Genomic DNA, 14136 nt, shown 5'->3' with positions numbered 1-14136 from the left:
ATCGGGGTCAGAGCGTCCATTCGAAGCGCTGGCCGGGCTCGGGTGTGAACGCGAGGCCGGAGAACGTCCCACCCGTGAAGAACACCACGGTGTAGCGCAGCCCGTCCGCGGTCGTCACCGGCTCCACCTCGCAACTCTCGTCGCACTCACACGCCGTCGGCCCCGTGTAGGCGTCACCCAACACGTTCAGCGCAGCCCACGAGCGACGCGGGCTCACGCCGACCACCTCGGGTATCCCACGGACTGTCACTGTCACCCGCGTGACCGGGCCGCTGAACAGGACCCCTGTCCCCCGGGGCTGCCACCACCGACCCGGGCACCGGAAGAGCGGCTCGACCCTGTCGACCCGAGCAGCGACACCCGCCCCGACGTCGGGCATCTCCACCGTCTCGCCAACGCGCAGCCCAGCCGTCACGGCCGTTGACGCCGTGTCGAGGGGCGTCGAGGGCTGCCACGACCACATGACCGAAGCCGCGAGCGCAACGGTGAGCGCGACCGCGCCGAACACCCTGCGCCGCGTGTGCTGAGCCCGCATGTGACGCCTCCCCTGATCGGCTGCGGCGATCCTGCCAGCCCCCGCACCGGACGCGCGAGGAATCGCCTCGCCGCGCGCACCCGCGCTGTCAGCGAAGCGCCCGGAGTGCTGCGCCGATGATCTGCGCCGCCTCGGGGAAGCGCTCAGGGTCGGGGCCGGAGTAGTTCAGCCGGATGTGCGGCCCAGGCGCCTCAGCGGGGAACCACTCGGCGCCGGGGGCGATGAGCACGCCGCGGGCCTCGCAGTCGCGGGCGAGCAGGTCGAGGTCGGTCCCGTCCGGGAGGCGCAGCCACAGGTTGAGGCCCCCGGCGGGGATGTGCTCCAGGCGGGCTTCGGGGACGTGCTCGCGCAGGGCCTCGACGAGCAGGTCGCGGCGGTTGCGGAGCTGGGCGCGCAGGCCGCGGAGGTGCCCGCGCCATGCGGGCTGGGTGACGACGTCCAGGGCCGCGGTCTGCAGCAGCCCGCTGACGTACATCGACTCCGCCCCCCGGTCGGCGAGGATGCGGTCGCGGGCGGGGCCACGCGCGATGACGGCCGCGACCCGCAGCGAGGGCGAGACGCTCTTGGTGAGCGAGCGGAGGTAGATCACGTGGCCGTCGTCGTCCTGCGCGGCGATCGGGCGCACATCGGTGTCGATGGCCAGGTCATGCGCCCAGTCGTCCTCGATAAGGAAGGCGCCACGGTCGCGGACGATGTCGAGGACGTCGTGGCCCCGCTGCTCGGACCACTGCGCCCCTGTCGGGTTGGCGTAGGTCGGCTGGGCGTAGAACGCGCGGGCGCCGGACTCGTCGAATGCGCGCGCGACGTCGTCCGGGTCCGGTCCATCCGGCCCCGACGGGACAGGGACGAGCTCGACCCCGGCCTGGGCGGCGGCGAGGATCGCGCCCCAGTAGCTCGGCGACTCGATGAGGAGCGGGCGCCCCACGCCGACCACGGCGCGGAAGATCGAGCTCAGGCCGGACTGGCTGCCCGACAGGATCAGCACGTCGCGCGCCGAGGCGGGCGCCACGCCGACCGGGGCGGCATCGGCGAGCTCGGTCGCGAACCACGCTTGCAATTCCGGCAGCCCGGCGACGGGCGCGCGGGTCATGGCGATGTCGGCGCGGGCGGCGCGGGTGATTGCGGCGCGCACGAGCCGTTCGGGCAGGAGCTTGCGGTCGGGGTAGCCGGAGTGCAGCCCGATCGCGTCGGGCGCCATGGGCCGCTGCGTCGAGGACAGGAGCGAGAGGCGGCTGTGCGGAGCGCCGAGCGCCGCGGTCTGCCATCCGTAATCGGCCGGTCGTGACGTGTGGATGTGCCGGACGAAGGCGCCGACACCCGGCCTGGTCTCGATGAGCCCCAGCGCGGCCAGGTTCCGCATCGCCCTGGCCACCGTGACCGGGCTGGCGCCGTGCTCAGCGGTCAGGGCGCGACTCGACGGCAGCCGGGCCCCGGGCGGGGCGTTCGCGACCCACTCCCGGAGCGCTGCGGTGATTCGCTCGCTGCTATCGTTGGCCATGAGTTAGAGAGTAGCGCTACTGTCGATTCGCCTCAGGTGCTTTCCGACACGTCGGGCCTGTGGTGGGGCCTGCTCGGCGTCGCGGCCTTCTCGTTCACGGTGCCGTTCACGAAGGTCGCCGTCGAGAGCCTGTCACCCCTGTTCATCGGATCGGCGCGCGCGGTGGTCGCCGCGATCCTCGCGGTCACCGCCCTGGCGCTCACCCGGCAGAGCCTTCCGCACCCGGCACAGTGGGCCCGGTTGGCCGTGGTCGCCGGCGGGGTCGTCATCGGCTTCCCGCTGCTGACCTCCTACGCGCTCCAGACCGCCCCGGCCAGCCACGGCGCCGTCGTCATCGCGCTGCTGCCAGCGGCGACAGCGGTGATGGTGGTCCTGCGCACCAAGGAACGGCCCACCACGTCGTTCTGGGTCTTCGCCGCCATCGGCGCCGTCGCCGCGCTGGGCTTCGCGGGGATGGAGGGCGGCGCGGCCACGCTGGCCTGGTCCGACCTGCTGCTCTTCGGCGCCGTCGTGGCGGCCGCGATCGGCTACGCGGAGGGCGGCCTGCTCGCCCGCGAGCTCGGGTCCTGGCAGACCGTGTCCTGGGCGCTCGTCCTCGCCTCGCCCCTGATGGTCGCGCTCATGTTCACCTCGGTGATCGACCAGACGCCCACCGCGACGGCGACGCAATGGGCGGCCTTCGCCTACCTGGGGGTGGTGAGCATGTTCCTCGGGTTCTTCGCGTGGTACCGCGGCCTCGCGATCGGCCCGATGGCCCAGGTCAGCCAGGTGCAGCTCGTCCAGCCGGTGCTGAGCATCCTGTGGGCCGCGCTCCTGCTGCACGAGCACCTCACCTGGGCCACGATCGCCGGAGGAGTCGCCGTCATCCTGTGCGCCGGGCTCGCCGTCCGCACCCGCCTCGACCGCACCGGAGCCCGCTGATGCGCCACACCCCGCGCTACGTCATGACCGACCCTGACCAGGTCAAGGACCTCATCCGGCAGCACCCCTGGGCGACATTCGTCTCCGCGACATCGGATGGGCTAGTCGCCTCGCACTACCCGGTGCTGCTCGACGAGGCCGACACGACAGGCATCACGATCATCAGCCACTTCGGACGGCCCGACGAGGTCCAGCACGAGCTCGGACGGCATGAGGTGCTCGTCATCATCCAAGGCCCCCACGACTACATCTCGTCGAGCTGGTACGCCCCCGGCGACCTCGTGCCCGCGTGGAACCACGTCACCGCACACCTCTACGGCGCCCCCGAGATCCTCTCGGACGAGGAGAACTACGCGATGCTCGCCCGCCTCACCGACCACTTCGAGCACCACCGCCCCGGTGGCCGCAGCCTCAGCGAGGACGAGGCCGGCGCCCGCCGTGCGGCGCAGGGCACGGTCGGGCTCCGGCTGCGCGTCGACCGCTTCGACGCCCGGGCCAAGCTCAGCCAGAACAAGCCCGACGACGTCGCGCAGAACGTGATCGGCCACCTCGAGGCCAGCAACCCCGCGCTCGCCGACCACATGCGGCACGCTCGTCCGTAGTCCTCGTCAGCCTAGGCTCGTCCCGCCAGGCGAGGACTTCGGCTTCTGGTCGGCAGGCACCGAGATAGCGCAGCCCCTCTTGGCTACGCTCCGCGTCGTGTCCGAGCAGGAGTGCTCCCCGTCCCGCCCTCACCGGCGACCCAGCAGCGGCGCAGCCCGGGGCGCCCGATTCGGCAGACCGAGCAACCAAACGACTGCCGGCACCGTGTTCTGCGCATGACGACGTCGATCAGCGGGCCACTGGTAGGGCCGGACGAGGTGATCGACCTGGCCGTCGCCCGTGAGGGGGACGACCGCGCGACGGAGTTCTCGGCGTTCATGCTCGAGGCGGAGCCGCTGCTCGGGCGGATGGCGTGGCTGCTGTGCGGCGATGTGCATCGCGCCGAGGAATTGGTCCAGCAGGCCCTTGTCCGCACCTACGTGGCGTGGCCTCGCGCGCGAGCCGGCGATCCGCTCGCATACGCCCGCAAGACCCTGACCAACCTGCGCATCGACACCTGGCGCAAGCACCGGCGCGAGCTGCTCACGGCACCGGACGGCATGCCCGAGACAGCGATGGGTGCGGGCACGCACGCACAAGCCGACCGGGATGTCCTGGTGCGGGCGCTGCTGCAGCTCAGCCCGCGCCGCCGCCGGGTCATCGTCCTGCGCTACCTCGTGGACCTCTCGGAGCGCGAGGTCGCCGACGACCTGGGCATCTCGGTCGGGACCGTGAAGTCCACCGCATCGCGAGGGCTCGTCCAGCTCCGGACGATCCTCGCCGCTTCCCACGCCCTCACCACGGAGGAGACCCGATGAGCCGCGACGACACCTTCGCCGCGCACCTGCGCTCGCTCGAGGCGGACCCGCCACCGATCTCTGTGGATCGGGACCGAGTCCTGGCCATCGGCCGTCGCCGACGGGCCGCGCGGGGAGCCGGAATCGGCGCGGCGTCCGTCGCCCTCGTCGCCGGGCTGATGTCGGCTGCGATCTCCGCTGCGCCCAGCCCACATGACGCCGCGCTGCCCGCGACGACCTCGACGCCTTCCGCGCCCCCCGCCACGGCGCCGCCAAGCCCAGCGCGTGCACAGATCGACCCGGTCACCGGCGCGATCACCACGCCTTTCACGACGTTCCACGTCACCTCGCGCGAGCTGGACATCATGGGAAGCGCCTGGGACCTGGCCCGATCCCAGTGCATGGCCGACCTCGGCTACGCGTCCGACTTCGTGTTCGCGCCGACCCGGACCCCGCCGCGCGACACGTCCCTCGACTACGGCATCTGGAACCGGGACGACCTCCGACGGTCTGGGTACGACACTGCCGTCGACGACCGCTTCGAGGGCAGCAGCATCAAGACCTCGTCGCCCCAGGCGGAGACGGCGATGCAGACGTGCATGGACCAGGTCCGCCCGATGGGGTTCATCTTCGAGCCCACATCGTTCGACGCCGTCGCACCCGCGAAGGGCGTGACCGCAGCCACCTACACGTCGCAAGGACAGGCCGTCGTCGACGAGTGGACGGCCTGTCTCGACGCCGCGGGGGTCGCGGGCCCAGACGAAGCCGGTTCCTTGCTGCCAGCCGGCGTGCTGAGGATGAGCTCCCAGGAGCAGCTCAGGATCGGGATGGTCGACATCGACTGCAAGGAGTCCACAGGGCTTCGGCAGCGGCTTGCCGACATCGACGCCGTGAACCAGCAGGAGTACCTGGACTCCGCGCCCGCATACGTCGCCGCCTACCGGGCGACGGTCGAGAGGGCTGTGGCGGCGTCTCGGAGCTACCTGGCGCAGTCCGGTATCGAGATCCCCTAGGGCTCAGGCCGACATTGGCGAGGGCTGCCCGGTCACCGGTCGCGAACACGACAGAGCAGGCGACGTCCGACGCACGCGGCGGCGATCCGGTTCTGCGGTATTCGGAGTCCTGGATACCGCAGAACCGGAGTGTGCTGACCCGGTGGCCCTGTGCTCAGGTCAGGTGCCGGGCGAAGAACCGCCCCGCGGCCTCGAGCTCGTACCGTGGGACGCCGGAGTGGCCGCCCAGATTGGCATGCAGCGTCTTCTCCTGGGAGCCGAATCTGTCGAACAGGTCCAGGGCCAGTTGCCGGTCGTTCGCCTCGTCGTCCCACTGCAGCAGGACCTGCAGCGGAATCGCGACCTTCCGGGCCTCCTCCAGCATCGTGCCTGGCACGAAGCTCCCGGCGAAGAGCACCGCCGCCGAGATGCGCGGCTCCACCACCGCCAGCCGGATGCCGATGGAGATCACTCCCCCCTCGAACCCGACCGGGCCACCGACCTCAGGCAGCGCGAGGAGGGCGTCGAGGGTGGCCTGCCATTCCGGCGCCGCCTTCTCGACCAGCGGGAGGACGAGCGCGTCGACGACCTCCTCGACCGGCTCGCCGGCCTCCAACGCCCGGCGCAAGTCGGCACGAGCCTGCTCGATGGCCCGCAGAGGTGGCCGGTCACCGCCCCCGGGGAGCTCGATGGCAGCGGCGGCGAAGCCGTACTCCGCCGCGTAGTACCGCGCCCGGCCTGACAGCCGGGGGTGCATCAGGCGCAGCCCGCCGGGATGGCCGATCAGGAGCAGCGGGGCAGGCGCGGATCCAGCCGTCCACAGGTAGCCGGGGATCTCGCCGAGGAGGAACTCGCGTTCGAGGACGCCGTCGTCGACGCGCCGTTCAGCAGTGAATCGCATGGTCATGCCTTTCGGGAGTGTTCTGGAACGGCACTCCCGGACGACCTATCGTCCGACCGCGACCCCGGAGAGGAGCACCCATGTCGACATTGCGTTCACGGGTACCACCTCCTCGTCCTCTCGCACGGCTCCCCTCAGGCTAGGTCCGGTCATCGTGGCCAGCCAACGGGTTTTCGCGGAGGCTCGATGGCAGAGATCAGGGACGCCGCGCCACGAAGACGAACTCCGCGCCTGGGCGGTCCGGCGCATCGCGCACGTCCTCGACCGCGAAGCCATGCGCTGCTAGGTCAGCCTCGACCTCATCCCGCTCGCGGAAGCGCAGGGTCGATTCCGACGTCAGCGCCTGGCCGTCCGAGGCGAAGACGAAGGTCTCGCGGAACGTCACCAGTGGCTCCGCGACCTCGACGACCTCCACCCAGGTCTCCACGGCCCCAACTCCCGGGATCTCGATGACCTCGCGGGAGGACTCCGGGGTCCACCCCTCCCACACACGGCGGGCAGGCACGCGAGTCTCGAAGACCAGGCGCCCGCCCGGGCACAGCGCGTCGTAGGCGCCCTTCAGCGTCTGTTGCCACGCCACGGGGTCGGCGATCGCCTGGGCGACGTTCGCCGTCATCGTCACCAGGTCGACCTGCATCGGCGGGAGGCTCGTGGCGTCGCCGCAGATCCACTGCACCCGCTCGCTCCCCGGCTTGGCCCGGGCGACATCCAGGGACGCGCGGGCCGGATCGACGCCCACCACCTCGATCCCGCGATCTGCGAGCCGCCGCGCGAACACGCCGGTGCCGCAGCCGACGTCCAGCACGGTCCGCGCCCCGAACTCCTCCACCATCTGGAGGTAGGCGTCGAGGTCGCCACGGTCGGGATCGAGCGGGTCGTAGATCGCCGCCAGCCGAGGCTCCCCGAAGCACTCATCAGCCATAGCGCGCATTCTTCCAGGTCAGGGCGGTGTCGATGGACGCCCGATGCGCCGTGCGGCATAGTCAGAACAGCGAGTCGCACCACAGGGCAGACGTCACCGACGACATCGGGAGCAAGCCGTGGGCCTCATCGAGATTGAGTTGTTCGCCACCCTCGACCTAGTCGCGCAAGCCCCCGGCGGCCCTGACGAGGACCCTGCGGGATTCGGGTTCGGCGGCTGGCAGGCGCCCCTGCTGGACGAGGTCGCCGGCGCGCAGATCGCCCAGGCCTACGAGGGCACGGACGCCCTGCTGCTGGGCCGGCGGACGTACGACATCTTCGCCGCGTACTGGCCGCACCAGGAGGGCGGCGAGGACAACGAGATCGCCACGCTCTTCAACCGCGTCCCCAAGTACGTCGCCTCCCGCGGCACTCCCGACCTCTCGTGGTCCGGGTCCACCCAGCTCGGGCCCGACCTGCCCGGCGCCGTGCGCGAGGTCCGCGACCGGCACCAGCACGTGAAGGTCGTCGGGAGCCTGAACCTGGTGCAGACGCTCTTCCGCGAGAAGCTCTTCGACCGCCTCAACCTGTGGGTGCACCCCGTCGTGCTCGGCGTCGGCAAGAAGGTGTTCGACGGCGGCGCGGTTCCCACCAACCTCACGCTCCTCGAACCCCCCATCGCCAGCCCGAAGGGCACCGTGTTCCTGCACTACGGGCTCGCCGACGGTACTCCCACCACAGGAGATATGGGCGCGCCCGATCGCGGCGTCGGCCGACCTGACTGATCTCGCCGAACGACGATCAACTCGTGGTGACGATCGCCTGGACCTCGGCGACGGGGATCTCTGTCGCGACGCTCACCGTCTGCCCGTCCAGTTCGCGCGGCGCCGGGTCGGCCGAGGACACCCACGAGGCCGTCCACCGGGCGCTGACCTCCATCGTCGACGTGGGGACCGACTGTCCGTGGGCTCGCGGCTGGTTCGCGCTCGAGCGCAGGAACTCCACCCCGCAGTGGGCGCCGCTGGCGCCCACTGCCCACGGCGTGCCAGGGCCCAGGCAGGACACTGGCGCCGCCCCTTCCGCGTCGATGTCGATGCCGGCGAGCACCGCGTCCACCCGGGCCCACATGCCGGGGATCTCCGCGGTCACCTGCACCGCTGCCGGAGCGTCCGTCAACCACACCCAGGTGTCCAGGCCCACGACCGTTGCCCCGAGGCCCACCAGGCGCGGGTTCCAGTCCACCCGCCCGTCCGGCAGCTCCATCGCGTCATAGGCCACCTGCGCCAAGACCTCCGGCGGGATGACGACCGCCTGGGGAACCGGATCGCCGGGCATCACATACACCGGCGGATGGTCCACATCGAAGGCTGCCGCCATGGCCGCCAACTCCTCCGGGGTGCCCGCCCACAGTGCGGAGCGGCACCCGCCCAGGTACCAGGAGCCCTCCGTGTCCGTGGCGTGCTCCTCGGCCCCGGGCAGCGTCGTGAACCGCCAGGCAGGCGGGAGCTGGCGCAGCAGCCCCGCATCCCACCCGTGCTTGGACAACGCGTCCCAGTACTCCGCGCCCGAGCCCAGGCGCCGGTAGGAGCACACCGGGGGCACCCACACCGCGCGCGATGTGGTCACCGTTGTGGATCCGCCCGACGTCGAGGTCTGCGAGACGTGCACCGCGACCGACCCGTCCGTCGCCGATCCACCCGTGGACGAGCCAGGCTCAGGGGCAGGGTCGCCGCAGTATGGCCAGCACCCGCCTGGCGCCGCCTCCGCGGGCGCCGCCCAGCCGCCTGTCATCGAAAGGAAGGTGATCACACCGAGAGTTGCCGCGAGCCAGCCGGGGAATCGGCGTGGCTCGTTCAACATGAGTCGACTCGTTGGTAGCCGGTGACGATCCACTCACCTCCGCATCCCGTCGGGCAGTCCTCCGCCGCTGTGCGTCTCCTGCCCGACCAAGGCGAATGTCTGCGCCGCGAGCTCAGCGGAGATGCGGCCCGTGCCGTTCTTGTTGCGCAGCCGCGTCGTGGCGGACTCCACCGCGCTGCCGATCGCCGCGTCGCTCGTCGCCGGGCCATCGCGGCCCACGAGCATGTAGGAGAGCCGCTCCCAGACCTCCACGTCGGCGCCGTCGACCTTGATGGTGACGTGGTCGCCCCCGGAGAAGAAGTTCTGCGCGGCTGCCGGGCTCTTGCCGAGCGCGCTCATGATCCCGGCCATCGGGTCACGGAAGATCTGCCCGTCGGCTCCGTAGACCACGAACCTGGTCGACGGGTCGCCGCTGCGCAGCCCCCAGACGTCGCCCCGATGGTTCTGGGCGTACTCGCGCTCGTAGTCGTACACGCCCTCGGAGAGCCGGCCGAGGAACGCCAGGGAGAAGTCCCCCGCCCCCACAGTGGCGCTGTGCCGGGTCCACTTCGGCATGAGGGCGCCGCTCGTCTTCGGCTGGGTCGTCGCCTGCCACCAGATCGGCGCAGCCATCGCCGCGACGGCGGCCGGAATGACAAGAGACCACTACGGCGCCTACACGCCGGCGTGGTACATAGCCGGCGGTCTCAGCATCGTCGCCGTGTTCCTGTCACTCAGGATTGCCGCGGCGAAGCTCGATACAGCCCCGCCCATCCCACCCAAGGACAAGGACCTGGATTCCTAGAGCCGTTTCCAGTTCCAGAACTCGATGAACCGTGGCAATGAGAGCTACGCCTGCATGTCCACGAACCGCGAGTAATGCCCCTGGAACGCCACGGTGATCGTGTCGGTAGGCCCATTACGGTGCTTAGCGACAATCAGATCGGCCTCACCAGCACGAGGCGATTCCTTCTCATAGGCGTCTTCGCGATGGAGCAGAATAACAATATCGGCATCCTGTTCGATGCTGCCAGATTCGCGAAGGTCGCTCATCTGCGGGCGCTTGTCGGTGCGCTGCTCGGCGCCACGGTTCAGCTGCGAGATGGCGATGACCGGGACCTCGAGCTCCTTGGCGAGGAGCTTGAGCGCACGGGAGAACTCGGAGACCTCCTGCTGGCGGGACTCGACGCGCTTGCCGGAGGACATGAGCTGCAGGTAGTCGATGACCACGAGTTTCAGGTCGTGCTTCTGCTTGAGCCGTCGGCACTTGGCCCGGATCTCCATGAGCGACATGTTCGGCGAGTCGTCGATGAACAGCGGCGCCTCGGAGATCTTGCCCATGGTGGCGGCGAGCTTCTGCCAGTCGTCCTCGCCCATCTGGCCGGTGCGCATCTTCTGCAGGTGGATGCGCGCCTCGGCGGAGAGCAGGCGCATCGTGATCTCGTTGCGCCCCATTTCGAGGGAGAAGACAACGGCGGCCTGGTTGTGCCGGATGGCGGCGGACCGTGCGATGTCGATCCCCAGGGTGGAGTTGTGCGTGGGGATCATCGACCGGGAGGCCAGGTACAGGTGCTCGTCGTGGTCGATCTGCACGCACCGCACGGGCACGCTGTCGATCGGCTCAACGGACGTGATGAAGCGCTGATGCAACCGCGGGGTCGATGGACGGCGGCGTTCCTTGTGGACGAGCTTCTTGCGCTCGAGCGCGAACACGTCGTCATCCGTCGTGAACGTCACGGTGAAGGCCGTCGACGACGCCTCGGACCGGCCGCGCACAGTGCGGGTCGACCACCCCGTGCGGTACCCGAGCGAGTGCACGAGCTCGCGGACGTCCTCGGCCAGCCGGCGACTCGTCAAGGTGATCTGCGGGCTGCCGGTCGGGTTGACCGTCCCATCCGTGTCGAGCAGGCCGGCGAGTAGCGCTCGTCGCTGGGCTTCGCTGGCCCGCAGGTAGATCTCCGGCACGTGCTTGTCGCCGAGAACACCCAGCGAGCGCAGGATTCCCGCGACGGTGCCGTGATGATCGCGGCACTCCTGGCACCGGCGAAGGCCCGTGCTCAGGGCCCCGCAATCGGGGCAGGTGGGGGCCGCAACCGGGCGGGACACGACCTTCGCCCGCCCCCCGCATGACCGACCACAGGTCCGCACCTGGCTCGTGCGCGGCACGAAGTCCGCACCGCAGACCACGCACTCACGCGCGGCGATCGGCTCGTCGGCGGGGAGTTGCAGCTGGTAGAGCCGCGCCTCGCCCTGGGACGTCGCGTGCGTCTGGCGTGCCACCAACCCGAGCCCCTCGATGCGCATCGCGATCTCGGGATCGGCGGAGGTGAACCGGGCCGAGGCACTGTGGCCGTCGCCGAGCCACACACCGAGGGCGTACGGCGCGAGCGGCAGCGGTGCGTCTGGGAGGTCGAGGGGTCGAGCGGTGTCGATGGAGTGGTTCGCCCGACCATCGGCCGTGGAGCATCGGACCGACGCGGCGATCTCCTCCGTGCTCCAGAGGCTGGCGCCACCGCCGCCCGGCAGACGACGATCCGCGCGAGTGCGCGTCACCCACTCGTGCTGCGCGTCGGCGACGATCGTGGTGCCGTCGTCGAACGTGACGCGGTAGCAGGGGCGCCCGGTCATGACCGGGGTCGCGGCGACGACGAGCGTCGGGGTGCCGTCGGCGGCGAGCAGCTCGTCGCCGACCTGGACCTCGCCCATCGTGGTCCACCCAGTTGGGGTGGGCAGGGGCGTGTCGAGGGCGAGCGCCTTGCCGATGGCAGGCCTCGCGGCCAGAACAATCATCTGCCCGGGGTGCAATCCGTTGGTCAGCCGGTCGAGGTCGGCGAAGCCGGTGGGCACGCCGATCATGCCGTCGCCGCGGTTGCCGGCGGCCTCGATCTCGTCGACGGTGCCGCCGATGACGTCGCCGAGGATGTGGTAATCCTCGGTGGTCCGCTTCTCGGTGACCGCGTAGACCTCGGCCTGGGCGTTGTTGACGATCTCGTCGACGTCGCCGCCGTCGGTGGCGTAGCCGAGCTGGACGATGCGGGTGCCGGCCTCGACGAGGCGGCGCAGCACGGCGCGCTCGCGCACGATGCGGGCGTAGTAGCCGGCGTTGGCGGCGGTGGGCACCATCGAGATGAGGGTGTGCAGGTACGGCGCCCCGCCGATGCGGCCCATGTCGCCGCGCTTGGTGAGCTCGTCGGCGACGGTGACGGCGTCCGCGGGCTCGCCGCGGCCGTACAGGTCGATGATCGCGTCGTAGACGGCCTCGTGGGCGGGCCGGTAGAAGTCGTTGCCGCGGAGCTGCTCGACGACGTCGGCGATGGCGTCCTTGGAGATCATCATGCCGCCGAGCACGCTCTGCTCGGCTGCGACGTCTTGCGGAGGCGTCCTGTCGAATGTGCTGCGTGCGGGCCCAGCGTCGGGCGGGCCGCCGTATTCGAGCTCCTCGATCGTCACAGACTCATCCCCAGATTCGCGCTTGTTGGTCGAACAGGTGTTCTATCAGGAGGGTCCGACACCATGCCCGTCACCATGTTCGTCACGCCAACCCCGTCGGCGGTCGTGGGCACCCGTGCCCCCGCCTCTTCGCGAGGTTAGGTCGGCGTGGGGCTCGTTCACAAACCCGTTGTCCACAGGGCCTGGGGACAGCCTGTGGACAGTTGTGGATCCCACGCTCAGGGTTATGCACAGGCCGTGGACATCCCTGTGGATACGGTGGTTCCCCTGAGCGGCGGAGTGCCCCTCACCGGCGCGAACGTCATCCACCTGGTGTGGACAGGAGAAACTTGAACGACATCCCGAGGCGTGGACAGCGTGTGTCCACCGTCGACCGCAAGATCCTCGCCCTCGCCATCCCGGCACTCGGCGCCCTCGTCGCAGAACCCCTGTTCGTCCTGGTCGACTCGGCGGTCGTCGGGCGTCTCGGCACCGACGAGTTGGCGGGCCTCTCGCTGGCCTCGACGGTGCTGCTCACCATCGTCGGGCTGTGCGTGTTCCTCGCCTACGCCACCACCGCGGCCGTCGCGCGCCGCACCGGCGCTGGCGACCGGGCGGGCGCCCTGCAGCTCGGCGTCGACGGCCTGTGGCTGGCCACCGGCCTCGGGGTGGTCCTCGCCGTCACCACCTGGGCACTCGCCCCCTGGTCCGTCGAGCTCCTCGGCGCGCAGGGCGAGGTCGCGGTCCAGGCCGTCACCTATCTGCGCTGGTCAGCACCCGGTCTGCCCGGCATGCTGCTGGTCCTCGCCGCCACCGGCGCCCTGCGCGGCATGCTCGACACCCGCACCCCGCTGGTCGTCGCCGCCTCGGGCGCCGTGGTCAACGCCGTCCTGAACATCACGCTCGTCTACGGCGTGGGCATGGGCATCGCGGGCTCCGGATTCGGCACCGCCCTCACCCAGCTCGCGATGGGCGCGGCGCTCGTCGCCGTCGTGGTGCGCGGCGCCCGGGCCGCCGGGGCGACACTCTCCCCCGCCCTCGGCGGCATCCTCGGCCACGCCCGCGCGGGCCTCCCCCTGTTCATCCGGACCCTGTCGCTGCGCGTCGCGATCCTGCTCACCGTGTGGGTCGCCACCGGCCTGGGCACCGTCGCCCTGGCGGGCCACCAGGTGGTGCACGCCGTATGGGGCCTCATCGCGTTCGCGCTCGACGCGCTCGCCATCGCCGCGCAGGCGCTCGTGGGGCACGCCTTGGGCGCCAGAGACGTGGACCAGGCCCGCTCGCTGCTGCGGCGCACCCTCCAGTGGGGCGTGGGGGCCGGCGCGGTGCTCGGCCTGCTCGTGGGGCTCGGCAGCGGGCTGATCGCCGTCGCGTTCTCCGAGTCCGGCGACGTGCGGCACGCGGTCACCCTGGGCCTGGTGGTCGCCGCCGTCACGATGCCGCTGGCGGGCTGGGTGTTCGTGCTGGACGGCGTGCTCATCGGCGCGGGTGACGGCACGTTCCTCGCCTGGGCCGGGCTCGCGACGCTGGCCGTCTACGTCCCCGTGGCCCTGGCGGTGCGGGCCTGGGCTCCCCCGGGCGCGGAGGGCCTCGCGTGGCTCTGGGCGGCCTTCGCCGGGGTGTTCATGGCCGCCCGCGCCGTCACCACCGGCCTGCGGGCGCGCGGCGAGCGCTGGGCCGTCAGCGGCGCATGAGCGCCGGCTCGCCGCCACACAGCGAGGACGCACGAAGGCCCGGCCCCT

14 protein-coding genes are annotated in these 14136 nt (G+C 71.1%); 7 read left to right on the top strand and 7 right to left on the bottom strand.

Annotated elements, in window-relative coordinates:
• Window positions 1-7: 7 nt before the first annotated feature.
• Complete coding sequence (locus BN3788_RS06710; protein WP_066583400.1) at window positions 8-535, bottom strand: hypothetical protein; 528 nt, start codon at window positions 533-535, stop codon at window positions 8-10.
• An 88-nt stretch (window positions 536-623) separates the two neighbouring features.
• Window positions 624-2033: an aminotransferase-like domain-containing protein gene (locus BN3788_RS06705; RefSeq protein WP_066583398.1), complete on the bottom strand. Its 1410-nt coding sequence runs from the start codon at window positions 2031-2033 to the stop codon at window positions 624-626.
• A 36-nt stretch (window positions 2034-2069) separates the two neighbouring features.
• On the opposite strand from BN3788_RS06705, the gene BN3788_RS06700 reads away from it, so the two are divergent.
• From BN3788_RS06700 to BN3788_RS06685, 4 genes are all read left to right on the top strand, one after another.
• A complete protein-coding gene (locus BN3788_RS06700; protein WP_066583391.1) occupies window positions 2070-2954 on the top strand; it encodes a DMT family transporter in 885 nt (294 codons plus the stop codon).
• On the top strand, window positions 2954-3556 hold the full coding sequence (locus BN3788_RS06695) for an FMN-binding negative transcriptional regulator (protein WP_066583390.1): 603 nt from the start codon (window positions 2954-2956) through the stop codon (window positions 3554-3556). Before BN3788_RS06700 ends, BN3788_RS06695 begins: the two co-directional genes overlap by 1 nt.
• 216 nt (window positions 3557-3772) lie before the next feature.
• A complete protein-coding gene (locus tag BN3788_RS06690) occupies window positions 3773-4354 on the top strand; it encodes a SigE family RNA polymerase sigma factor (RefSeq protein WP_066583389.1) in 582 nt (193 codons plus the stop codon).
• Window positions 4351-5346: a hypothetical protein gene (locus BN3788_RS06685; protein WP_066583383.1), complete on the top strand. Its 996-nt coding sequence runs from the start codon at window positions 4351-4353 to the stop codon at window positions 5344-5346. Before BN3788_RS06690 ends, BN3788_RS06685 begins: the two co-directional genes overlap by 4 nt.
• A 154-nt stretch (window positions 5347-5500) precedes the next feature.
• On the opposite strand, the gene BN3788_RS06680 is transcribed toward BN3788_RS06685, so the two are convergent.
• Window positions 5501-6226, bottom strand: coding sequence for a dienelactone hydrolase family protein (locus tag BN3788_RS06680; RefSeq protein ID WP_066584338.1), 726 nt, complete (start codon window positions 6224-6226; stop codon window positions 5501-5503).
• 196 nt (window positions 6227-6422) lie between these two features.
• Complete coding sequence (locus BN3788_RS06675) at window positions 6423-7148, bottom strand: class I SAM-dependent methyltransferase (RefSeq protein ID WP_066583380.1); 726 nt, start codon at window positions 7146-7148, stop codon at window positions 6423-6425.
• A 118-nt stretch (window positions 7149-7266) separates the two neighbouring features.
• Here BN3788_RS06675 and BN3788_RS06670 point away from each other — a divergent pair, with 118 nt between their 5' ends.
• Window positions 7267-7911: a dihydrofolate reductase family protein gene (locus BN3788_RS06670; protein ID WP_066583378.1), complete on the top strand. Its 645-nt coding sequence runs from the start codon at window positions 7267-7269 to the stop codon at window positions 7909-7911.
• A 16-nt stretch (window positions 7912-7927) separates the two neighbouring features.
• Here the strand turns inward: BN3788_RS06670 and BN3788_RS06665 are convergent, their stop codons facing one another.
• Together BN3788_RS06665 and BN3788_RS06660 are read right to left on the bottom strand one after the other, a co-directional pair.
• Window positions 7928-8752, bottom strand: coding sequence for a hypothetical protein (locus BN3788_RS06665; protein WP_147525071.1), 825 nt, complete (start codon window positions 8750-8752; stop codon window positions 7928-7930).
• Between the two features lie 267 nt (window positions 8753-9019).
• Entirely contained in the window at window positions 9020-9541 is a 522-nt protein-coding gene (locus BN3788_RS06660) for a DUF6571 family protein (RefSeq protein WP_234346523.1), read from the bottom strand.
• Here BN3788_RS06660 and BN3788_RS06655 point away from each other — a divergent pair.
• Entirely contained in the window at window positions 9540-9770 is a 231-nt protein-coding gene (locus BN3788_RS06655; RefSeq protein ID WP_234346522.1) for a hypothetical protein, read from the top strand. The genes BN3788_RS06660 and BN3788_RS06655 overlap by 2 nt on opposite strands.
• Window positions 9771-9814: 44 nt before the next feature.
• Here the strand turns inward: BN3788_RS06655 and dnaB are convergent, their stop codons facing one another.
• On the bottom strand, window positions 9815-12415 hold the full coding sequence (dnaB, locus tag BN3788_RS06650; RefSeq protein ID WP_066583366.1) for a replicative DNA helicase: 2601 nt from the start codon (window positions 12413-12415) through the stop codon (window positions 9815-9817).
• 359 nt (window positions 12416-12774) lie between these two features.
• Here dnaB and BN3788_RS06645 point away from each other — a divergent pair, with 359 nt between their 5' ends.
• Window positions 12775-14088, top strand: coding sequence for an MATE family efflux transporter (locus tag BN3788_RS06645; RefSeq protein WP_234346520.1), 1314 nt, complete (start codon window positions 12775-12777; stop codon window positions 14086-14088).
• The last annotated feature ends 48 nt before the right edge of the window (window positions 14089-14136 follow it).

The sequence above is a fragment of the Cellulomonas timonensis genome, from assembly GCF_900046455.1.
GTDB classification, from domain to species: Bacteria; Actinomycetota; Actinomycetes; order Actinomycetales; family Cellulomonadaceae; genus Cellulomonas_A; species Cellulomonas_A timonensis.
The sequence above is the reverse complement of the archived record's forward strand: the minus strand, read 5'-3'. Positions and strand labels throughout refer to the sequence as shown.

Coding starts and splice junctions, on each gene's coding strand:
- BN3788_RS06710 (WP_066583400.1), bottom strand. CDS start 535: ATGCGGGCTCAGCACACGCGGCGCAGGGTGTTCGGCGCGGTCGCGCTC.
- BN3788_RS06705 (WP_066583398.1), bottom strand. CDS start 2,033: ATGGCCAACGATAGCAGCGAGCGAATCACCGCAGCGCTCCGGGAGTGG.
- BN3788_RS06695 (WP_066583390.1), top strand. CDS start 2,954: ATGCGCCACACCCCGCGCTACGTCATGACCGACCCTGACCAGGTCAAG.
- BN3788_RS06690 (WP_066583389.1), top strand. CDS start 3,773: ATGACGACGTCGATCAGCGGGCCACTGGTAGGGCCGGACGAGGTGATC.
- BN3788_RS06685 (WP_066583383.1), top strand. CDS start 4,351: ATGAGCCGCGACGACACCTTCGCCGCGCACCTGCGCTCGCTCGAGGCG.
- BN3788_RS06680 (WP_066584338.1), bottom strand. CDS start 6,226: ATGCGATTCACTGCTGAACGGCGCGTCGACGACGGCGTCCTCGAACGC.
- BN3788_RS06675 (WP_066583380.1), bottom strand. CDS start 7,148: ATGGCTGATGAGTGCTTCGGGGAGCCTCGGCTGGCGGCGATCTACGAC.
- BN3788_RS06655 (WP_234346522.1), top strand. CDS start 9,540: ATGAGGGCGCCGCTCGTCTTCGGCTGGGTCGTCGCCTGCCACCAGATC.
- BN3788_RS06660 (WP_234346523.1), bottom strand. CDS start 9,541: ATGCCGAAGTGGACCCGGCACAGCGCCACTGTGGGGGCGGGGGACTTC.